The organism is Streptomyces sp. NBRC 110028 (assembly GCF_001417735.1).
Lineage (GTDB): Bacteria > Actinomycetota > Actinomycetes > Streptomycetales > Streptomycetaceae > Streptomyces.
Window position 1 is genome coordinate 60,888 of sequence record NZ_BBUZ01000023.1, and the last position, 21,238, is coordinate 82,125.

The 21,238-nt window shown below is 71.3% G+C and carries 16 protein-coding genes; 5 read left to right on the top strand and 11 right to left on the bottom strand.

The features are described 5' to 3' along the window. Positions 1–17 precede the first annotated feature (17 nt). Entirely contained in the window at positions 18–611 is a 594-nt protein-coding gene (locus tag ASC60_RS05470; RefSeq protein WP_055547381.1) for a TetR/AcrR family transcriptional regulator, read from the bottom strand. A gap of 144 nt (positions 612–755) precedes the next feature. On the opposite strand from ASC60_RS05470, the gene ASC60_RS05475 reads away from it, so the two are divergent. Beyond that, entirely contained in the window at positions 756–1,712 is a 957-nt protein-coding gene (locus ASC60_RS05475; RefSeq protein WP_055547383.1) for a glycoside hydrolase family 6 protein, read from the top strand. Positions 1,713–1,715: 3 nt separating this feature from the next. Then, positions 1,716–3,152: a polysaccharide lyase family 1 protein gene (locus ASC60_RS05480; RefSeq protein WP_107096998.1), complete on the top strand. Its 1,437-nt coding sequence runs from the start codon at positions 1,716–1,718 to the stop codon at positions 3,150–3,152. Here ASC60_RS05480 and ASC60_RS05485 read toward each other — a convergent pair. From ASC60_RS05485 to ASC60_RS05525, 9 genes are all read right to left on the bottom strand, one after another. Then, positions 3,130–3,714 carry a Uma2 family endonuclease gene (locus tag ASC60_RS05485; protein ID WP_055547385.1) on the bottom strand — a complete coding sequence of 195 codons (585 nt, stop codon included), beginning with the start codon at positions 3,712–3,714 and terminating at the stop codon, positions 3,130–3,132. The genes ASC60_RS05480 and ASC60_RS05485 overlap by 23 nt on opposite strands. 108 nt (positions 3,715–3,822) lie before the next feature. Further along, a complete protein-coding gene (locus ASC60_RS05490) occupies positions 3,823–5,343 on the bottom strand; it encodes an MFS transporter (RefSeq protein ID WP_055547387.1) in 1,521 nt (506 codons plus the stop codon). Positions 5,344–5,386: 43 nt separating this feature from the next. Further along, a complete protein-coding gene (locus ASC60_RS05495; RefSeq protein WP_234356807.1) occupies positions 5,387–6,079 on the bottom strand; it encodes a TetR/AcrR family transcriptional regulator in 693 nt (230 codons plus the stop codon). 192 nt (positions 6,080–6,271) lie between these two features. Further along, entirely contained in the window at positions 6,272–7,873 is a 1,602-nt protein-coding gene (serA, locus tag ASC60_RS05500) for a phosphoglycerate dehydrogenase (RefSeq protein WP_055547392.1), read from the bottom strand. A gap of 273 nt (positions 7,874–8,146) precedes the next feature. Then, positions 8,147–9,145 carry a ketol-acid reductoisomerase gene (gene ilvC / locus ASC60_RS05505; protein WP_055547394.1) on the bottom strand — a complete coding sequence of 333 codons (999 nt, stop codon included), beginning with the start codon at positions 9,143–9,145 and terminating at the stop codon, positions 8,147–8,149. A 75-nt stretch (positions 9,146–9,220) separates the two neighbouring features. Further along, a complete protein-coding gene (gene ilvN / locus ASC60_RS05510) occupies positions 9,221–9,745 on the bottom strand; it encodes an acetolactate synthase small subunit (protein ID WP_044569623.1) in 525 nt (174 codons plus the stop codon). Positions 9,746–9,784: 39 nt separating this feature from the next. Then, positions 9,785–11,638 (bottom strand): acetolactate synthase large subunit, encoded by a 1,854-nt coding sequence (locus ASC60_RS05515; RefSeq protein WP_055547396.1) that lies wholly within the window; start codon positions 11,636–11,638, stop codon positions 9,785–9,787. 215 nt (positions 11,639–11,853) lie between these two features. Next, positions 11,854–14,778 (bottom strand): bifunctional diguanylate cyclase/phosphodiesterase, encoded by a 2,925-nt coding sequence (locus ASC60_RS05520; protein WP_055547398.1) that lies wholly within the window; start codon positions 14,776–14,778, stop codon positions 11,854–11,856. A gap of 343 nt (positions 14,779–15,121) precedes the next feature. After that, positions 15,122–16,126 carry a 2-hydroxyacid dehydrogenase gene (locus ASC60_RS05525; RefSeq protein WP_055547400.1) on the bottom strand — a complete coding sequence of 335 codons (1,005 nt, stop codon included), beginning with the start codon at positions 16,124–16,126 and terminating at the stop codon, positions 15,122–15,124. 73 nt (positions 16,127–16,199) lie between these two features. Here ASC60_RS05525 and ASC60_RS05530 point away from each other — a divergent pair, with 73 nt between their 5' ends. The 3 genes from ASC60_RS05530 (at position 16,200) to ASC60_RS42045 (ending at position 18,964) form a co-directional block, all read left to right on the top strand. Next, positions 16,200–17,198 carry an aldo/keto reductase gene (locus tag ASC60_RS05530; protein WP_055547403.1) on the top strand — a complete coding sequence of 333 codons (999 nt, stop codon included), beginning with the start codon at positions 16,200–16,202 and terminating at the stop codon, positions 17,196–17,198. A 332-nt stretch (positions 17,199–17,530) separates the two neighbouring features. After that, positions 17,531–18,724 (top strand): sorbosone dehydrogenase family protein, encoded by a 1,194-nt coding sequence (locus ASC60_RS05535; protein WP_055547406.1) that lies wholly within the window; start codon positions 17,531–17,533, stop codon positions 18,722–18,724. Between the two features lie 72 nt (positions 18,725–18,796). Beyond that, positions 18,797–18,964, top strand: a complete 168-nt coding sequence (locus tag ASC60_RS42045) for a DUF6191 domain-containing protein (protein ID WP_199830878.1) — start codon at positions 18,797–18,799, stop codon at positions 18,962–18,964. A 19-nt stretch (positions 18,965–18,983) separates the two neighbouring features. On the opposite strand, the gene ASC60_RS05540 is transcribed toward ASC60_RS42045, so the two are convergent. After that, complete coding sequence (locus ASC60_RS05540; RefSeq protein ID WP_055547407.1) at positions 18,984–21,209, bottom strand: MMPL family transporter; 2,226 nt, start codon at positions 21,207–21,209, stop codon at positions 18,984–18,986. Between the last annotated feature and the right edge of the window lie 29 nt (positions 21,210–21,238).

Consider the following 21,238-nt stretch of genomic DNA (forward strand, 5'->3'; position numbering starts at 1 on the left):
CGCTCAGCCGGACGCGCTCAGCCGGCCGGGGCCGGGGGCGTGCCGCCGACGACGCGGCGCATCGCCTCGATCAGGTCCCGGGCGTCGGGCGCATGGCCGGGGTTGATGGCCTGCTGGACGGCCATCCCGCTCACCAGGGTCAGATAGAACGAGCCCAGCACCCGGGAGGTCTCCTTATCGACCTCGCCTCCTTCGACGCCGTGGAAGAGCCCCACCAGCCCCTGGCGTGCCTCCGGCTGGGCGCGGTCGAAGGCCTCCCGCAGCGCGGGGTCGTGCTCGGCCTGCATGACGGCCTCCAGTTGGGCCCGCCACATCGCCTGGTGCTTGCCGAACAGTTCGAGGGCCCGGGACCAGCCCGACTCGAAACGGTCCGTCAGCTCACCGCCGGTCGTGGTGTCCTGGGCGAGGGATGCCTGGACCTCGTCGGCCCAGTCGCTCATGGCCGCGAACAGCGCCTCCCGTATGAGGGCGTCCTTGGAGCCGTAGTGGTAGCCGATGGACGCGAGATTGGCGCCCGAGGCGGCCACGATGTCCCGCGCGGTCGTGCGTGACCAGCCCTTTTCCAGCAGGCAGCGCTTCGCCCCGGCCAGCAGATCCTCTCGATGTCCCATGACGTCAGCCTATCCCCGGCCCCATACAAGCGTCTAAGACGCCCGTATGCCGGGACATCACGGACGGCAACCTTTCGGCGCTCGGCGGCAACCAGGAAGCAGTCCCGTCTCCCGTCCCCCGGTCCGCGAGAGGACTGATGCAGCATGCGTGTCATCAGAGCGTTGGCGGCCGCCGCGCTCGCCACCACCTTCCTGGTCGGCGCGGGCCAGGCATCCCGCGCCGCCGCGGGCGAACTGCCCTCCGTCACCGCCTTCTTCAACGACCCCGGCTCGCAAGTCAACAAGTGGGTCGCCGCCAACCCGAACGACTCCCGCCGGGCCCGTATCGCCTCGCGGATCGCGTCCCAGCCCCAGGGCGTCTGGTTCTCGCGGTACACCCCGGGCACCGTCACCGAGGACGTCCGTAAGGTCACCTCGGCCGCCTCCGCCAAGGGCCAGGTGCCGGTGCTGGTCGCCTACCAGCTCCCCAACCGCGACTGCGGCGGCGCCTCGGCGGGCGGGGCCCCCGATCTGGCGAGCTACGACGCCTGGATGCGCGGTTTCGCCGCCGGGCTGGGCAGCGGGCCCTCGGTCGTCATCCTCGAACCGGACTCGATCGCGCTCATCAGCTGTCTGTCGCCCGCCGAGCTGAGCGGCCGCTACGCCTCGCTCGCCCGCGCCTCCGCCACCATCCACGCCGCCGCGCCCAAGGCCCGGGTGTACTTCGACGCCGGTCACTCCGCCTGGAACAGCCCCGCCGTCCAGGCCTCCCGACTGCGCTCGGCGGGCGTGCTGAGCAGCGGTGACGGTATCTACAGCAACGTCTCCAACTACCGCCGCACCGCCGACGAGGTGGCCTTCGCCAAGGCCGTGCTGGCCCAGTTCGGCGGCTCCTCGGGCCTCACCGCGGTCATCGACACCAGCCGCAACGGCAACGGCCCCGCGCCCGGCGACACCTGGTGCGACCCGCGCGGCCGCAAGGTCGGCGAGAACCCGACGGCGGGCACCGGCGATCCGGCGATCGACGCCTATCTGTGGATCAAGCCGCCGGGCGAACTGGACGGCTGCGCGGGGGCGGCGGGCTCGTTCTCGCCGGACTACGCGTACGAGATGGCGGGCTAGGGCGTGTTGCGCCGATCCGCGTACGCCGCGGCGGCCGCGCTCCTGTGCGCCGTACTGGCCGCACCGGGCGGGGCCGCCGCGGCACCCTCCGCGGCGCCATCCGCGCCATCGGCCCGGCCCACCGGCTGGGCCACGGCGGGCCCCGGCACCACCGGAGGGGCGGGCGCCGCGCCCGACAGCGTCCATGTGGTCCGCACCCGCGCCGAGCTGCGGGACGCCCTCGCGGGCCACGGCGATCCGACGGCCCCCAAGGTCATCCGCGTGCGCGGCCACCTGGACGGCAACGAGGCCGACGACGGCCGCCTCCTGGGCGCCCAGGACTACGCCCCCGGCTGGGACCTGCGGCGCTACATGGACTGCTTCGGGCCCGACGGTACGGCGTGGAGCGACGACCGCTACGCGTGGTGCAAGCGGATGCGCACGCTCCGCGTCACCGGCTCGAACGCCCAGAAGCAGCAGATCCAGCTCACCGTGCCCAGCAACACCACGATCCTGGGCACCGGCCGGGACGCGGCCCTGCTCGGCGTCTATCTGACCGTCAACACCGGCCGGAACATCGTCATCCGCAACCTCCGCTTCGAGGCTCCCGCCGACCACTTCCCCAGCTGGGACCCGGGCGACGGCGCGAGCGGCGCGTGGAACGCGCGCTTCGACTCGCTGTCCATCGTCACCGGCCGCAACATCTGGATCGACCACTGCGCCTTCTCCGACGGCCGCTACCCCACCAGCCGGGCGGCCGTCGGCTTCCACGGCAAGCGCGTCGAACACCACGACGGGCTGCTGGACATGGAGGACGGCACGGACTTCGTGACCGTCTCCTCCAGCCGCTTCAGCGACCACGAGAAGACCCTGCTGATCGGCTCCGGCGACGGCAAGGGCGACCGCGACCGCGGCCATCTGCGGATCACCTTTCACCACAACCTGTTCTCCGACACCGCGCAGCGCAGCCCCCGCGTCCGGTTCGGCCAGGTGCACACGTACAACAACTACTTCCGCGGCTCCACCGACGCCCCCGATTACCCGATGCGCGGTCAGGCACTGGGCGGTAGCTCCTATTTCCTGGGCGCCGGGCTCGAATCGAAGATCGTCTCCGAGTACGACGTCTTCACCCACACGGGCCCGGGCGCCTCCCCCGACATCACGGTGGCCACCTTCCACGGCAACCAGTTCTCGGCCACCGGCGCCACGTACAACGGCCGCCGCGTCGACGTGAACCGGATCGCCCGAGCGAAGTTCGAGGCCGAGGCCGCCCGGGCCCGAGCGGAGGCCGACTCCTCGGGCACCGAGCCGCCTGAGTGGGCACTGCGCACCTTCACGACGGACACCGGCTGGACCCCGGCCGACGTCTACCGCTACCGCCCACAGCGCTCGGCGGGGGCGGTGATACGGACGGTGCTGCGCGAGTCGGGGCCGACCCTCACAATCGGTCGATCTCGGTGAGGTCGATGTCGATGTCGAAGGGGACGGTGAGCTTCAGCCGGTCATGGTGAATGCCGGTGGGGACGTAAGCGCCGGTCGCAGGGTCCAGCTCGTAGACGTAGACCACCGGACGACGCCCTTCGCCCTTCTCGATCCGCCAGAAGTGCGGGATTCCCGCCTTGGCGTACAGCTGGGGCTTGCGCTCACGGTCGCGGCCTTCCGACTCCGGCGACACCACCTCCACCGCGAGCACGGCATCCGCGGCGTCGTAGCCCGTCTCATCCGCTTCGTCGGAGACGGCCTCCGCACGCAGGATTGAGATATCGGGCTCGGGACGGTTGCCCTTGTTGATGGTGATGGTCATCTCGCGGCACACCCGCAGCGACTCCGGCACCGAGGCCCGGAGGCCGGTCTCCAGCAAGTACATGGCCAGCGAATGAAAATGCCTCTGCGGACTCACGAAAACGAGGCTCCCGTCGATCAGCTCAGTGTGCGGCGGGAGATCCGGCATGCGGTCAAGGTCATCTGCGGTGAAGCCGCCCGAGGGCGGAAACGCCCAGGCCGGAAGAGGTTCAGCAGTCATGGTTACTCCCATGGACGAGATTCTTGCCGCGCCGCCCAGCCTAGCGGGCGGGAACGCCGGGGCCACCCCTCACACGAGTGATGGGCTACCCCGGCGTTGACGACCGGCTCAGGCCAGGTGTACGGGGGCCGGCGCGGCGCCGTGGGCGGCTTTGTCGCGCTCAGGGCGGGGGGTGTTCATCAGGACACCCACCACCACCGCTGCCGCCGTGAGGATCACCGACGACCAGACGAACGCGTGGGAGAAGCCCTCGACCAGTCCGTCCTTGGCGGTGGCCGGTGTCATGCGGCGGGCGTGGTCGCGCAGGTAGTCGGCGGTCGCGCTGGTGGCGATCGTGTTGAGCATCGCCGTGCCGATCGAACCACCGATCTGCTGGGCCGTGTTCACCGTGGCGGAGGCGATGCCCGCGTCCTGCGGCCGCACGCCGTGGGTCGCGTAGTTCATCGAGGGGGCCATCACCAGGCCCATGCCGAAGCCGACGAGGAGTTCGGAGGGCAGCACGCCCGCCGCGTACGAGCTTCCCGTCTCCAGCGGGACCAGCAGCGCCACCCCGGTGGCCGCGCACAGCAGACCCGGCACGACCAGCGCCCGGGGCGGCACCCTGGGGATGAGGCGGGCGGCGACACCGCCCGCCGCGGCCAGCACGGCCGCGGTCATCGGCAGGAAGGCCACGCCGGTGACCAGCGCCGAGTACCCCTTGACGATCTGCATGTAGTAGGTGAGGAAGAGGAACATCGCGAACATGCCGACCACCGACAGGCCGACCGCCAGATAGGCGCTGCCCCGGGTACGGTCCGCGACCACCCGGATCGGCAGCAGCGGCCGGGCGGCGCGTCGCTCCACCAGGACGAAGGCGGTGAGCAGCACCACGCCCAGGACGAGCAGCCCGGTCACCAGCCGGGAGTCCCAGCCCTCGGACTCGGCCTCGCTGCATCCGTAGACCAGTGACACCAGACCGGCGACGGCCAGCAGCACCCCGGGGATGTCGAAGCGCGCCCGCTCCCCGGCGGGCCGGTCGGCGGGCAGGACCGACCAGCTGAACGCCGCGACGACGGCGATCGGCACGTTGACGTAGAGGCACCAGCGCCAGTCCAGGTACTCGGTCAGCAGCCCGCCGACGACCAGGCCGATCGCGCCGCCGCCCGCCGCGATCGCCCCGAAGATGCCGAACGCCTTGGCGCGCTCGCGCGCCTCGGTGAAGTTCACGGCCAGCAGCGACAGCGCCGAGGGCGCGAGCAGCGCGGCGAAGGCGCCCTGCAGCGCCCGGGCCCCGAGCAGCGTCCCGAGCCCCTGGGCGGCGCCGCCGAGCGCGGAGGCCCCGGCGAAGCCGATCAGACCGATCAGGAAGGCCCGCTTGCGGCCGGTGTAGTCGGCGATCCGGCCGCCGAACAGCAGCAGACTGCCGAAGGCCAGGGTGTAGGCGGTGATGACCCACTGCCGGTCACCGGCGGAGATGCCCAGGTCGCGCTGGGCGGAGGGCAGGGCGATGTTCACGATGGTGATGTCGAGAACGATCATCAGCTGGGCGAGGCCGATGAAGAGCAGGGCGAGCCAGCGCCCAGGGTTGGCCTCGGACGATGCGGCAGCGGGCGGTGTGGCCTCGGGCGGTATGGCTGAGGGCTCGGACATGAGGGTGCCTTTCTGGTCGTGCGGTGCGGACGGCGAGCGGTGATCAGTCGACGTCGGCACGGGCGTCGTCGATCACTCGCTCCCGGATGCGGGTGAAGGCGGCGGCGTCCACCGCCGGGCCGCCGAGGGGCGTGGCGGGCCGCGCGGAGCCGCTGGGGCGCAGCCCGTCCACGTACAGATCGAGCTGGCGGTGGGCGAGGGCGTCGTCGTCCGGGATGCGGCCGCCGCCGGGCAGTGGCCGAGAGAGCCGGATGATCATCAGGACGATGTCGCCGAAGACGACATCGGGGCGGATCGCACCGGCCGCGCGGGCGCGGGCGAGGAGGCGGTCGACGGTCTCGACGGGGTCGGCGGCGTCGCCACGCTCCCGCCCGAAGAGTTCGCCGGCGGTGATGTGGCCCAGCAGGGCCGGCACCACGGACCCGATCTTGAGGTCGAGGGCGTCGTGCATGAAGCGCCGCAGGGCGCCGGCCGGGTCGCCCTCCGCGCCGGCGGCCCGCCGCGCGGCCGCGTCCACCGCGGTGAAGACCTCGGCGGCCACGCCGCGGAGGAGGTCGGGGCGGGTGGGAAACCGCCGGTAGAGGGTGGCGATGCCGACCCCGGCGCGCCGGGCGATCTCGTCGAGCGGGGCGTCCGGCCCCTGGTCGGCGAAGACCTCCCGGGCGGCGCGCAGGATCTCCTCGCGGTTGCGGCGCGCGTCGGCGCGCATGCGGGGCCGGGCGGGATCAGTGGACACGACGGGTCTCCTGCCAAGGGCGCACACCAAGCTATGTGGAGAGTTTTTCTCCACATAAATGAGAGCCTAGCGCTCCGCGCCACCTTATTCAACAGGTGATGAAAAAGGTCCGGCGGCAGGACACCAAAAGGGCCCGGCCCCCGCTCGGAGCGGGGGCCGGGCCCTGACGGCGCGTGGGTGCCGCGCGGCGGATCAGGCCAGGTTGACCGAACGGGCCGACGTGGCGCCGATCTCCTCGGCGATCTCGGTGAGCACACCCTGCGGAATCGTGTCGTCCACGGTCAGCGCGACCAGCGCGGCACCGCCCACGGCGGCACGCGAGACCTGCATGCCCGCGATGTTGATGCCCGCCTCGCCCAGGATGCGGCCGAGCGTGCCGACGACGCCGGGACGGTCGGTGTAGCGGAGGAAGGCCATGTGGTCGGCGAGCGCCAGGTCGACGTCGTACTCCCCTACCGCGACGATCTTCTGCAGGTGCTTCGGACCGGCCAGCGTGCCGGAGATCGAGACCTCCGTACCGTCGGCCAGGGTGCCGCGCACGATCACCACATTGCGGTGCTCCGAGGACTCCGAGCTGGTGGTCAGCCGCACCTCGACGCCGCGCTCCTGCGCGAACAGCGGAGCGTTCACGTAGCTCACGGTCTCGTCGACGACGTCCTCGAAGACGCCCTTGAGCGCGGACAGCTCCAGCACCTTGACGTCGTGCTGGGTGATCTCGCCGTACACCTCGACATCGAGCCGGACGGCGACCTCGCCCGCGAGCGCGGTGAAGATCCGGCCCAGCTTCTCGGCCAGCGGCAGCCCGGGGCGTACGTCCTCGGCGATCACGCCGCCCTGCACGTTCACCGCGTCGGGGACCAGCTCGCCCGCGAGGGCCAGCCGCACCGAGCGCGCGACCGCGATGCCCGCCTTCTCCTGGGCCTCGCCGGTGGAGGCGCCCAGGTGCGGGGTGGCGACCACGTTGTCGAACTCGAACAGCGGGGAGTCGGTGCACGGCTCCTTGGAGAACACGTCGAGACCGGCTCCGGCGACCCGGCCCTCCTTGAGGGCGGCGGCCAGCGCCGCCTCGTCCACGATCCCGCCACGAGCGGCGTTGACGATGCGGACCTCGGGCTTGACCTTGCGCAGCGCCTCGTCGCCGATCAGGCCGACCGTCTCGGGGGTCTTGGGCAGGTGGACGGTGATGAAGTCCGAGACCTCCAGCAGCTCGTCGAGGGAGAGCAGCTTGACGCCCATCTGCGCGGCACGCGCGGGCTGCACGTACGGGTCGTACGCGACGATCTTCATCCCGAAGGCGGACATGCGCTGGGCCACCAGGACGCCGATGCGGCCGAGGCCGACGACGCCGAGGGTCTTCTCGCTCAGCTCCACACCGGTGTACTTGCTGCGCTTCCACTCGCCGTTCTTCAGCGCGGCGTTCGCCTGCGGAATGTTGCGGGCGGTGGCGACCAGCAGGCCGCAGGCCAGCTCGGCGGCGGTGACGATGTTGGACGTCGGCGCGTTGACGACCATGACGCCCGCCTTGGTGGCGGCCGAGACGTCCACATTGTCCAGGCCGACGCCCGCCCGGGCGACCACCTTCAGCTTCTTCGCCGCGGCGATGGCTTCCGCGTCGACCTTGGTCGCGCTGCGGACGAGGATCGCGTCCACGTCGGCAAGGGCGGGAAGCAGTTCGTCTCGGTCCGCGCCGTTGCAGCTCCGGATCTCGAAATCCGGGCCCAGGGCGTCGACCGTGGCGGGCGACAGCTCTTCGGCGATGAGTACGACGGGTTTACCGGGGGAAGCAGTGCTCACGTGGTCTTCAGTCCTCACTAGTCCTCAGCGGACGGCCGTCCCGACGGCCGCAGGCGGTGAAGGGTTCCAGCCGCGTGGAAGACGCACGACGCTGTGAGCCTGACGCGTTTGTTGCAGGAAAGTGTAGTAGCGATCGGGCCTGCGTAATGCGCCTATGCGGCAGGATCACCCGCACGTGGTGGTGCGTGGTGGACAACGGCGAACCGGGTGTGGCGGAGGTTCCAGGGAACCCCCGCCACATCCGGGGCACGGCCCACCGCGCCGTCCGGGCGCTTACGCCTCGTCGTCGACCCAGCTCATGAGCTTGCGCAGCTCCTTGCCCGTGGTCTCCAGGAGGTGGTTCTCGTCCGCCTTCTTCAGCTCGTTGTACTTCGGCAGACCGGCGTTGTACTCCGCCATCCAGTTCTTGGCGAAGGTGCCGTCCTGGATCTCGCCGAGGATCTTCTTCATCTCGGCCTTGGTGGAGTCGTTGATGATCCGCGGACCGGAGACGTAGTCGCCCCACTCGGCGGTCTCGGAGATCGACCAGCGCATCTTCTCCAGGCCGCCCTCGTACATGAGGTCCACGATCAGCTTCAGCTCGTGGAGGCACTCGAAGTACGCGATCTCCGGCTGGTAGCCGGCCTCGGTCAGGGTCTCGAACCCGGCCTTGACCAGCGCGGCGGTGCCACCGCACAGCACCGCCTGCTCACCGAAGAGGTCGGTCTCGGTCTCCTCGGTGAAGGTGGTCTTGATGACACCGGCCCGGGTGCCGCCGATGCCCTTGGCGTACGACAGGGCGAGCGGGAAGGCGTTGCCCGTGGCGTCCTGCTCGACGGCCGCGATGCACGGCACGCCGCGGCCCTCCTCGTACTGGCGGCGGACCAGGTGGCCCGGGCCCTTGGGGGCGACCATGCAGACGTCGATGTTGCCCGGCGGCTTGATGAAGTCGTACCGGATGTTGAGGCCGTGTCCGAAGAACAGCGCGTCGCCGTCCTTCAGGTTGTCCTTCACGGACTCCTCGTAGACCTTGGCCTGGATCGGGTCCGGGACCAGGATCATGATGACGTCGGCCTCGGCGGCCGCCTCGGCGGGGCTCACCACGCGCAGGCCCTGCTCCTCGGCCTTGGCCTTGGACTTGGAGCCCTCATGCAGGCCGACGCGGACGTCGACGCCCGAGTCGCGCAGCGACAGCGCGTGGGCGTGGCCCTGGCTGCCGTAGCCAAGGATCGCGACCTTGCGGCCCTGGATGATGGACAGGTCGGCGTCGTCGTCGTAGAACAGCTCGGCCACTTCGGGATTCTCCTAGCGTGTGGGTTGTGCGTCCCACCGTATGACGGGCGGGCGGGTGAAGGTTCGGGGGTCTCGTCAGGCGGACCGGTCGAGCGCGCGCAGGCTCCGGTCGGTGATGGAGCGGGCGCCGCGCCCTATGGCGATCGTGCCGGACTGCACCAGCTCCTTGATGCCATACGGTTCCAGCATCTTGAGCATGGCCTCGAGCTTGTCGCTGCTGCCGGTGGCCTCGATGGTCACGGCCTCCGGGGAGACGTCCACGGTCTTGGCGCGGAACAGCTGGACGATCTCGACGATCTGGGAGCGGGTCTCGTTGTCGGCGCGGACCTTCACGAGAACGAGTTCCCGCTGGATGGCCGAGCCGTCCTCCAGCTCGACGATCTTCAGAACGTTGACGAGCTTGTTGAGCTGCTTGGTGACCTGCTCCAGCGGCAGCTCCTCGACATTGACCACGATGGTGATGCGGGAGATGTCGGGGTGCTCGGTGACGCCCACGGCGAGCGAGTCGATGTTGAAGCCACGGCGGGAGAACAGGGCGGCGATCCGGGCGAGGATGCCGGGGGTGTTCTCCACCAGGACGGAGAGCGTGTGCTTGGACATGGCGTGTGTCTCTCTTCTTCTTCTCTCGGTCCCGGGGCCTCAGTCGTCTTCGCTGTCGCCGAAGTCCGGACGGGTGTCACGCGCCGCCAGGATCTCGTCGTTGGAGGTGCCGGCCGCGACCATCGGCCACACCATGGCGTCCTCGTGGACGATGAAGTCCACGACCACCGGCCGGTCGTTGATCGCGTTGGCCTTCTCGATCACGGCGTCCAGGTCGGCCGGGTCCTCGCAGCGGATGCCGACGCAGCCCATGGCCTCGGCGAGCTTCACGAAGTCCGGGACCCTGGTGCCCGCGCTGGGCTGAGTGGTGTCAGCGCCGGGGCCGGAGTGCAGCACGGTGTTGGAGTAGCGCTGGTTGTAGAACAGGGTCTGCCACTGGCGGACCATGCCCAGCGCGCCGTTGTTGATGATCGCGACCTTGATCGGGATGTTGTTCAGCGCGCAGGTGACCAGCTCCTGGTTGGTCATCTGGAAGCAGCCGTCGCCGTCGATCGCCCAGACCGTACGGTCCTCCACACCGGCCTTGGCGCCCATGGCGGCCGGGACGGCGTAGCCCATGGTCCCGGCGCCGCCCGAGTTCAGCCAGGTCGCGGGCTTGTCGTACTGGATGAAGTGGGCGGCCCACATCTGGTGCTGGCCGACACCCGCGGCGAAGACGGTGCCCTCCGGGGCCAGCTCGCCGATCCGCTGGATGACCTGCTGCGGCGACAGGCTGCCGTCCTCGGGCAGGTCATAGCCGAGCGGGTAGGTCTCGCGCCACCGGTTCAGGTCCTCCCACCAGCCGGTGTAGTCGCCGGTGTGGCCCGCGTCGTGCTCGGCCTGGACCGCGACGACCAGATCCGCGATGACCTCGCGGGCGTCGCCGACGATCGGCACGTCGGCGATGCGGTTCTTGCCGATCTCCGCCGGGTCGATGTCCGCGTGCACGATCTTGGCGTGAGGGGCGAACGAGTCGAGCTTGCCGGTGACCCGGTCGTCGAAACGCGCGCCGAGCGCCACGATCAGGTCCGCCTTCTGCAGGCCGGTGACGGCGGCGACGGTGCCGTGCATGCCCGGCATGCCGAGGTGGAGGTGGTGGCTGTCGGGGAAGGCCCCGAGCCCCATCAGGGTGGTGGTGACCGGCGCCCCGGTCAGCTCGGCCAGCACCCGCAGCTCGGCGGTGGCGTGCGCCTTGAGGACGCCGCCGCCCACGTACAGCACCGGGCGCTGGGCCTCGGTGATCAGCCGGGCGGCCTCGCGGATCTGCTTGGCGTGCGGCTTGGTGACCGGGCGGTAGCCGGGCAAATCGGTCTGCGGTGGCCAGGAGAACGTGGTCTTGGCCTGGAGGATGTCCTTGGGGATGTCGACCAGCACCGGGCCGGGGCGGCCGGTGGAGGCGATGTGGAACGCCTGGGCGATCGCCTGGGGGATGTCCTCCGCCTTGGTGACCAGGAAGCTGTGCTTGGTGATCGGCATGGTGATGCCGCAGATGTCGGCTTCCTGGAAGGCGTCCGTACCGATCGCCTTGGACACGACCTGACCGGTGATCGCGACGATCGGGACGGAGTCCATGTGGGCGTCGGCGATCGGGGTGACCAGGTTGGTGGCGCCGGGGCCCGAGGTCGCCATGCAGACGCCGACCTTGCCGGTGGCCTGGGCGTAACCGGTGGCGGCGTGGCCCGCGCCCTGCTCGTGGCGGACGAGTACGTGCCTGACCTTCGCGGAGTCCATCATCGGGTCGTACGCGGGGAGGATCGTGCCGCCGGGGATCCCGAAGACGGTGTCGGCGCCCACCTCCTCGAGCGAACGGATGAGGGACTGCGCACCCGTGACGTGCTCGACGGTCGCGGACTGGGGTCCGCCGTTACGGGCCCGCGGCTGGGGATGATGGGCCCCGGAGGCCTGCTCGGTCATCTGCGTTCTCTTCTCGAATGAGGTGTGATGCGGGAGGAAGGCGGTGCACAGGCGTCAGTGCAACAAAAAACCCCTCGTGCCGTGAGGCAAGCGAGGGGAGCGCGCCGGTGAGGGTCCGCAGGGCTTCAACATGACCCTGCTCAGCCGACGCGCTGTCCAAGTACGAGAATTCGGGTGCGCATGGATCCGACCCTCCCCCCCGCGCGTATCAAGTGTCAAGTGGGTGGGACAGGAGTCTCAGTATTTGAGCGGGTCGGTGGGTGGGTGTGATGCGCCTCCGGGCGCCGGGGCCCGTGCCCGCCGTATGCGCCGTGCCGCACCGGCAGCCCGCCGCCGACCAGCAGCGGGGCGTCCGAGCGCGGCACCGGATAGCCACCGCGGATCAGCGCCCGGCGCAGCCGGTGCTCGTCCAGCGGCCCGCTGAAGACCATGCCCTGGGCGTGGGTGCACCCCATGCCGCGCAGAGTCACGAGCTGCTCGGGCAGGTCCACGCCCTCCGCGATGGACTGCATCCCGAGGTCGCCGCCGATCCGCAGCAGCCCTGAGGTGATCTTGTGCAGCCGGGAGGACTCCACCACCCCCTCGACCAGCCCCTGGTCCAGCTTGAGCACGTCGATGGGGAGCCTGCGTAGCGCCCTGATCGCGGCGTAGCCGCTGCCGAAGCCGTCGAGCGCGATCCGCACCCCCAGGCGGCGCAGCGCGCCGAGGCGGTGCTCCAGCTCGTCCAGCGGCACCCGGGGATCGCTGTCGGTCAGCTCCAGGATGAGCGCGCCGGACGGCAGGCCGTGCCGGGCGAGCAGGGTCTCGACGGCCTTGGGCGGCATCGACTTGTCGACCAGACGCCCCGCGGGCAGCCGCACGCAGACGGGGGCCATATGGCCGTCGCGACGGCGCTCGGCGGCCTGTTCCACGGCGGCCTCCAGCGTCCACCGGGTCAGCTCGGCGGTGCGGGCGCCTTCTTCGCCCGCGCGGCCGTGGTCGCCGCCGCGCCCGTTGTCGGCGACCCTCAGGAACTCGGCCGGGGTGAACAGGATGCCCTGGGCGGAGCGCCAGCGGGGCTGCGCCGCGACGGCGGTGACCCGGCCGGTCGCCAGCTCCACGACGGGCTGGTGCAGCAGCACGAACTCACCGTCGTGCAGGGCGGCGCGCAGTCTCGTGGCGACCTCGGCGCGGCGCGCCACCTCGGCCTGCATCTGCGGGGCGTACAGCTCGACGCGGTTCTTCCCGGCGGCCTTGGCCCGGTACATGGCCAGGTCGGCGTTGCGCATCAGGGCGCCGGGGCTGGTGCCGGGCTCGGCGAAGGCGACGCCGATGCTGGCGGCGACCCGCACCTCGGTGCCGCCCTCGACCCGGTAGGGCTGGGAGAGCCGGGCCCGCAGCCGGTCGGCGATCTCCAGGATGTGGCATTCGCGGGTGCTGGTGTCCCCGGCGCCGTCGCCCACGATGAGGGCGGCGAACTCGTCGCCCCCGAGCCGGGCGGCGCAGTCGCCGGAGCCGGAGCGCACGGACTCCTGGAGCCGGCGGGCGGCCTGGACCAGCAGTTCGTCGCCCGCCTGGTGGCCGACGGTGTCGTTGACGGCCTTGAAGCCGTCGAGGTCGATGAAGAGCACGGCGGTGCCCGCGTCGGTGCGGCGGCGGCCGCCGACCGCGTGCCGGACCCGCTTGGTGAACAAGGCGCGGTTGGGCAGGTCGGTCAGCGGGTCGTGCTCGGCGCTGTGCTGGAGCTGGGCCTGGAGCCGGACCCGCTCGGTGACATCGCGGCTGTTGAAGATCAGGCCGCCGTGGTGGCGGTTGATCGTCGACTCCACGTTGAGCCAGTCGCCGGAGCCGGAGCGGAAACGGCACTCGATGCGGGTGGTGGGCTCCTCGCCCGGCGAGGCGGCCAGGAAGCGGCGGACCTCGTGGACCACCGGGCCCAGGTCCTCGGGGTGGATGAGCGAGGCCAGTTCGGAGCCCATCAGCTCATCCGCGTCCCGCCCGTAGACGCCGGAGGCGGCGGGGCTGACGTACCGCAGGATGCCGGTGGGCGCGGCGATCATGATCACATCGCTGGAGCTCTGCACCAGGGACCGGAAGTGGTTCTCCTTGTGCGCCAGCTCCTGGGTGAGCGCGATGTTGTCCATGAGCATGATCGCCTGCCGGACGAGCAGGGCGAGCACGACCGCGCAGGCGGTGAAGAGCACTCCTCCGTCGACCGGGCGGCCGTCCATCACGTTGAACAGGATCCCCAGCGTGCAGACGGCGGCGGCGAGATACGGCGCCAGGGCGGCGAACGCGCCCGCCGTGGGGCGGCTCGGCCGGTCGGAGCGGCGCGCCACGGGCGGCGGGGTCTCGGCGGCTTCCCGCCGGGCCACCCAGGGCGCGTACGCGAGCAGCAGCGAACCGGCGAACCACCCGGCGTCCAGGATCTGGCCGGAGTGGTAGCGCTCGTGGAGCAGCGGCGAGGTGAACAGCGCGTCGCACAGCACCGTCAGGGCGAACGCGGCGATCGCGGTGTTGACCGCAGACCGGCTGGCCGACGACGAGCGCCGGAAGTGCAGCACGATCACCATGCTGACGAGCACGATGTCCAGCAGCGGATAGGCGAGCGAGAAGGCCCTGCGGGCCACGCTCTCGGCGTCCCCGCCGAACTCCCCGGTGTGGGCGAGCGCGAGGCTCCACGACAGGGTCATCAGCGATCCGGCGATCAGCCAGGCGTCCAGGCCCAGGCAGATCCATCCGGCCCGGTTCTGCGGGCGCTTGGCGAGCACCAGCATGCCCACGATCGCGGGCGGCGCGAAGAGCAGGAAGCAGACATCGGCGAACGAGGGGGTGGGCACGGAACGGCCCAGCACCACCTCATACCACCCCCAAGTGGCGTTGCCCAGGGCGGCCATGGCGGAGGAGGCCGCGAACAGCAGCCATGCAGGGCGCATCCGCCCCGAATTCCCGCGCCCGTGCCACAGGCAGGAGGCCGCGGCCGTGAGCGCGGCCGCGGCCAGGCCGAAGTCGCCCATGAAGACGGCCAGTTCGGCCGATCCCCAGCCGAGCACCGCGCCCACCGCGTACCCGGCGCAGACCAGGACGAGGACGACCTGGGGCAGCAGCCGGGTGCCGCCGGAGACCGACGGCCGGGCGAGCACCGCTCCGGTGGCGCTCACCGCGCTGCCACCCGTCGTGCGAGGGGGCGCGGCCGCGCGAGCCGTATCCCCATGAGCTTCGTCATCGAGAGCCGCGCGGCTGCGCGGAATAGTCGCGGTCGACGCCTGAGCTGCGTCGGGTCGTTGGTCCATTGGCCATACATCGCCCGTCGCCCCCCTCGAGTTCCGGTCCATCGCTGACGCCGTCAGGTCATTGGCGCAGCCCCCGCTCGGGACGATACACCAGACTGGTCACTCAGGGACATAGGCCATCTACTCACCGTAACCGACTACGGCGTTGCGTATACGGAGTGCAGTCAATCGATGTCTGTATGTGCTGCCAGGGGCATGTTGCCCCCCTCGTCTACCCCGTGGTCATCATCAGATGTTCCATCGGCTCGCCCGCGGCGAACCGGTGCAGCTGGGCGCGCAACAGCCGCTTGGCGCGCGGCCGGAAGGCCGACGAGGGGCCGCCCACATGCGGGGTGATGAGCACTCCTGGAGCGTGCCACAGCGGATGCCCGGCGGGCAGGGGCTCGGGGTCGGTGACATCCAGCGCGGCGCGCAGCCGGCCGCTCTCCACCTCGGCGAGGAGCGCCTTGGTGTCCACCACCGCGCCCCGTGCGACATTCACCAACAGCGCTCCGTCCTTCATCTTCGCCAGGAAGTCCGCTCCGGCCAGGCCCCGGGTCTGCTCGGTCAGCGGAGTCACCAGGACAACGACGTCGGCCTCCGGAAGCAGTTGAGGCAAGGCGTCGATCGGGTGCACCGGACCGCGCTCGGTCGTGCGCGGGGAGCGCGCGACGCGCGTCACCCGCTCGCACTCAAAGGGTTCGAGCCGGTCCTCGATCGCGCTGCCGATCGAACCGTATCCGACGATCAGAACGGACTTGTCGGCGAGCGCCGGACGGAAGCCGGAGTTCCATTCCCCGGCGTCCTGGGCGCGGACAAATCCGGGGATGTCACGCAGCGACGCCAGGATCAGGGTCAGGGCCAGCTCGGCGGTGCTCGCGTCGTGCAGACCCCGGGCGTTGCACAGCTGCACGCCGGGGACGACGCGTGACATGGCGGGCAGCAGGCTGTCTATGCCCGCGGTGAGCGTCTGGATCACCCGCAGGCCGGTCATGGCCTCCAGCGGCCGGGCCAGCACCTCGGGACGCTTCATGTACGGCGCGCAGTAGAAGGCGACGCGGGCGGGGTCGGTGGGGTACTCGGGGCCACCGTCCCAGTGGGCGTACTCCAGGCTCTCGGGCAGGCCCTCGATCTCCTCGGGCGGGATGGGCAGCCAGACGAGGGGGCGGGCCGAGCCGCCGGACGCGGCATGAGACGAATCGTGGTGCCGGAACGTATCGCTGTGATCTGCACTCATGCCAGGAGGCTATGCGAAGTGAGGCTCTCCGCAGAGGTTAGTTTGGTGCGAGAAACGGGAGGGGTCAGGCCAGGTGGAGCGCAGGACAATCGGAGCGGCGGCGCTCGAGGTGGGTGCCATCGGCCTTGGGTGTATGCCCATGAGCTGGGCGTACACCGCTTCGCAGCGCAACGGCGAGCGCTCGCTGCGCGCCGTGCACACCGCGCTCGACGCGGGTGCGAGCCTGCTCGACACCGCCGACATGTACGGCCCCTTCACCAATGAACTGCTGGTGGGCCGGGCGCTCAAGGAGCGGCGCGCGGACGCCTTCGTGTCCACCAAGTGCGGGCTGCTCGTCGGCGAGCAGCACATCGTGGCCAACGGGCGGCCCGGCTACGTGAAGCGGGCGTGCGACGCCTCCCTGCGGCGGCTGCAGACCGATGTGATCGATCTCTACCAGCTGCACCGGGCGGATCCCGAGGTGCCGATAGAGGAGACCTGGGGCGCGATGGCGGAGCTGGTCGCCGCGGGCAAGGTGCGGGCGCTGGGGCTGTGCGCGGTGGGGGCGCGGGCCCAGCGGCGGGCCGGTGCGCGGATGCACGACGCGACGGTGCGGCAGCTGGAGCGGGTGCAACAGGTCTTCCCGGTGAGCTGCGTGGAGGCCGAGCTGTCGGTGTGGTCGCCCGAGGCGCTGGAGGCGCTGGTGCCGTGGTGCGCCTCGCGCGGGGTGGGCTTCCTGGCGGCGATGCCGCTGGGCAACGGCTTCCTGAGCGGGACGCTCACACCGGGGCAGGGCTTCGAGCCGGAGGACATGCGCGCCCGGCACCCGCGCTTCACGGCGGAGATGATGGCGGCGAACCAGCCCATCGTGGCCGGGCTGCGGCGGGTCGCGCGGCGGCACGGGGAGACGGTGACGGCGGCTCAGGTGGCGCTGGCGTGGCTGCTGGCCCAGGGGCCGCACGTGGTGCCGGTGCCGGGGACCAAGCGGGAGCGCTGGGCGGCGGAGAACGCGGCGGCGGCGGACGTGATGCTGACCGCCGGCGATCTCGCCGAGATCGCCACGCTCCCGCCCGCCCGGGGGTCGTGGGACTAGGGGGTGTCGTGTGGATCGGGCCGGATCAGCGAGCGGCGTCTGGTGCAGGGGGCACCTCCCAGCGGTAGCTGGGGGAGCATCGCAACCCGCGTGAGGAGAGCGCAGCGGCGCTGCGTGCGACGAGCGCGGGGCCGCGAGGTGCCACCCGCCGCGGCAGCGGCTGATGTCAGGCCGGGCGTCGGGAGCCCGGCCTGATCCACAAGACACCCCCCAGGAGTGTCCGCTGGGGCGGGTGGGCTCCGGTTCGGGGAAGGGAACCCGGCGCGGAGCTGCGGTGTATAAGAATCAGTGCCGTGCCGCGGCACACGTGCCCCACCGAGAGGAACCCGACCGTGCGACGTCCTCGCATCACCCCCGCCCTCGCCGCCCCCGCCCTCGCCGCCGCGGCCGCGCTGTCGCTGATCACCGGCTGCTCGACCGGTGACGCGAAGTCCCCCTTCGAGCGGTCGGGTTCGTCCGCGCCCGGGAGGGAGGGTTCCAAGGGCGGCTCCCCGTCGTCGGCGCCCTCGGCCAGTGAGTCGGCGGCGCCCAGGAAGGGTTCGGCGAAGGTGGTGAGCATGCTCACCACCAAGCTGCGATCGCCCTGGGGGGTGGCCCCGCTGCCGGGCGGGGATCTGCTGGTGTCCTCCCGGGACACCGGGAAGATCTTCAAGATCTCGGCGGACAGCGGGAAGCAGACCGAGCTGGGGTCCGTGCCCGGCGTCTCCCCCGCGGGCGAGGGCGGTCTGCTGGGGCTGGCGGTCTCCTCCGACTTCGGCGCGGACCACATGGTGTACGCGTATCTCACCACCGACTCGGACAACCGGATCGTCCGGATGGTGTACGACGACAAGCGCCCCTCGGGTGATCAGCTGGGCGCCCCGGACACGATCTTCAAAGGCATCCCCAAGGGCACGATCCACAACGGCGGCCGGATCGCCTTCGGCCCGGACAAGATGCTGTACGCGGGCACGGGCGAGAGCGGTGAGCGGGGGCTCGCCCAGGACATGGACTCCTTCGGCGGCAAGATCCTGCGGATGACCCCGGACGGCGAGCCGGCGCACGGCAATCCGTCGGCCGATTCCGTCGTCTACTCCCTGGGCCACCGCAATGTGCAGGGGCTGGCCTGGGACGCCCGGAAGCGGCTGTGGGCATCCGAATTCGGCCAGCACACCTGGGACGAGCTGAATCTGATCCGGCCGGGCAAGAACTACGGCTGGCCGGAGGTGGAGGGCAAGGCCGGGAAGAAGGGGTTCGTCGATCCGGTCGAGCAGTGGAAGCCCAAGGACGCCTCGCCGAGCGGTATCGCGTTCGCCAAGGGCTCCCTCTGGATGGCGGGGCTGCGCGGTGAGCGGCTGTGGCGGATCCCGCTGCGGGGGACCAAGCCGGTGGCCGCGCCGCAGGCGTTCCTCACCGGGAAGTACGGGCGGCTGCGCAGCGTGGTCGCCACGGACGACGGCGGGCTGTGGCTGGTCACGAGCAATACGGACGGTCGGGGCAAGCCGGGTAAGGAGGATGACCGGATCCTGCGGCTGGACATCAGCTGACGGCGGGCGGTCCGGCCCTTTTTCGGGCGGTCTGCTTACACTGGCCGTATTCCCACACCTACGGGGGCCGCCATGTTCAACCTCATCGAGGAGCTGTTCGCGCCCGGTCGCAAACACACCGAAGAGGAGCGCAACCGGCTGGAGTTCACGCTGGAGGATGTCGGCGACGGCGACCCCCCATGGAAGGGTCCGATAGACCTCGACTCCGGCCAGGTGGTGATCCGCCCCCGCGAGGGCTGACGTCCCCGTAGGGCGCGCCCTACGGCACGGGCGTGCGGGCCGTGTCCGCCTCGGGCGCGCGCGGTCCGGGCACGGGCAGCGGGCTCCGCTCCGGGTCCGGTGCCTCGATGCTGATGCGCGGCAGGGTCCGCTCCAGCCAGCCCGGCAGCCACCAGTTGGCGCCGCCGAGCAGATGCATCAGGGCGGGGACCAGCAGGGTGCGGAGGACGAAGGCGTCCAGGGCGACGGCGGCCGCCAGCCCGATGCCGAACATGGCGATGGTCCGGTCGCCGCTGAGCACGAACGCCGAGAAGACGGCGATCATGATGAGGGCCGCGGAGTTGATGACCCGGCTGGTCTCGGCGAGGCCCACCCGGACCGCGAGCCGGTTGTCGCGGGTGTGCTGCCACTCCTCGTACATCCGGCTGACCAGGAACACCTGATAGTCCATGGAGAGTCCGAAGAGCACCGACACCATGATCACCGGCAGGAAGGGTTCGATCGGACCCGCCCTGCCGAGCCCCAGCGGTTCGCTCCCCCAGCCCCACTGGAAGACCGCGACGACGACACCGAAGGACGACGCGACGGCGGCCACGTTCATGACCGCCGCCTTGACCGGGATGCCGATGCTGCGGAACGCGAGCAGCAGCAGCACACAGCCGAGCGCCACCACCACCCCCACGAACAACGGCAACTTGGAGACGATCACCGCCGCGAAGTCGTCGTACCCCGCGGTCAGCCCGCCGACGTACACCCGCAGCGAGGTGCCCTCCTCGGCCTTCGGCAGCACCTCGGCGCGCAGCCGCTCGACGAGCCGCGAGGTGTCCGGTGACTGCGGGGCGGTGGTGGGCACGACCGTGATCACCCCGGTGTCGCCTCCGCCGCCGAGGTCCGCCGCGCTCACCGAGGCGACGCCCTCGGTGGTGCGCAGGGTGGTGGTCAGCCGGGTGAAGGCGATCCGGTCCTCGGCGCCGCCGATGCTGCCGATGAGCGTCAGCGGTCCGTTGAATCCGGGCCCGAACCCCTCGGCGAGCAGGTCGTACGCCTGCCGGGTGGTCGAGGTCTCGGGGTTGTTGCCCTGGTCGGAGGTGCCGAGCCGGAGCGAGAGGGTGGGCAGGGCGAGGGTCAGCATGACGGCGACGGCGACCGCGCCCAGCACCTTGGGGTAGCGTTCCACGAAGGACGCCCAGCGGGTGGCGAGACCGGGCACCGTAGCGGGACGTGGCCCGTGCTCGGCCAGCCGCCGTCGTTCGCGGCGGCTCAGGGCCCGCATTCCCAGCAGCCCGAGCAGCGCGGGCAGCAGGGTGATGGAGGCGGCGACGGTGAGCGCGACCGTCAGCGCGGCGGCGACCGCGACACCGTTCAGGAAGCTCAGCCGCAGCACCAGCATGCCGAGCAGGGCCAGGCACACGGTCGCGCCCGCGAAGATCACCGCGCGGCCCGAGGTGGTCACCGCGCGCTGTGCCGCCTCGGCGACCGGCAGCCCCTGCCGCAGCCCCCGGCGGTGCCGGGTGACGATGAACAGGGCGTAGTCGATGCCGACGCCGAGCCCGATCAGCATGCCGAGCATGGGCGCGAAGTCGGCCACGGTCATGGCGTGGCCGAGCAACCCGATCGCCGCGTACGCGGTGCCGACGCCGATGAGCGCGGTGGCGATCGGCAGCAGGGTCGCCGCGAGCGAGCCGAAGGCGAGGAAGAGGACGACGGCGGCCACGGCGACGCCGATGGCCTCGCTGAGGTGGGCGGGCCCGGCGGTCTCGGTGAGTCCGGCGCCGACGCCGCCCATCTCGATCTCCAGCCCCGGGGCGGCGGCCGAGCGCGCGGTGTCCAGGACCCGGTTCACCTCGTCCTTGCCCAGGTCGGCGGCGGGTTCGCGGAAGACGACGGTGGCGTAGGCGGTGTGCTGGTCGGCGCTGACGCGGCTGGTGTCGTCGGTGCCGTACGGGCCGGTGACGGAGACGACGCCGGGCAGCTCGGCGACGCGCCGCAGCGCCGCCGTCATCCGCCGCTCGACGTCCGCGGAGCGCACGGTTCCGGCGCGGTCGGCGGTGTGCCAGACGATGGTGTCGGTGTCCCCCGCCCGGTCCGGGAACCGCTGTTCCAGCAGGCGCGAGGCCGTGGAGGAGCCGGTGCCCGGGATGTCGTAGTCGTTCGAGTACGCGGACCCGGCCACGGCCGCCGCGGCGGCGACGCCCGCGAAGAGGCCCAGCCAGAGCACGATCACGACGGCACTGCGCCTGATACACCATCGTGCGAGTGCGGCCATGGCTGCTTTCCGGTCCGTGCGCCGAGTGC

Excerpts from the sequence above, each read along its gene's own strand:
- ASC60_RS05490 (WP_055547387.1), bottom strand. The coding sequence starts at position 5,343 with ATGTCCGAGCCCTCAGCCATACCGCCCGAGGCCACACCGCCCGCTGCC.
- ASC60_RS05540 (WP_055547407.1), bottom strand. The coding sequence starts at position 21,209 with ATGGCCGCACTCGCACGATGGTGTATCAGGCGCAGTGCCGTCGTGATC.
- ASC60_RS42045 (WP_199830878.1), top strand. The coding sequence starts at position 18,797 with ATGTTCAACCTCATCGAGGAGCTGTTCGCGCCCGGTCGCAAACACACC.
- ASC60_RS05525 (WP_055547400.1), bottom strand. The coding sequence starts at position 16,126 with ATGAGTGCAGATCACAGCGATACGTTCCGGCACCACGATTCGTCTCAT.
- ilvN (WP_044569623.1), bottom strand. The coding sequence starts at position 9,745 with ATGTCCAAGCACACGCTCTCCGTCCTGGTGGAGAACACCCCCGGCATC.
- ASC60_RS05515 (WP_055547396.1), bottom strand. The coding sequence starts at position 11,638 with ATGACCGAGCAGGCCTCCGGGGCCCATCATCCCCAGCCGCGGGCCCGT.
- ASC60_RS05475 (WP_055547383.1), top strand. The coding sequence starts at position 756 with ATGCGTGTCATCAGAGCGTTGGCGGCCGCCGCGCTCGCCACCACCTTC.
- ASC60_RS05485 (WP_055547385.1), bottom strand. The coding sequence starts at position 3,714 with ATGACTGCTGAACCTCTTCCGGCCTGGGCGTTTCCGCCCTCGGGCGGC.
- ASC60_RS05470 (WP_055547381.1), bottom strand. The coding sequence starts at position 611 with ATGGGACATCGAGAGGATCTGCTGGCCGGGGCGAAGCGCTGCCTGCTG.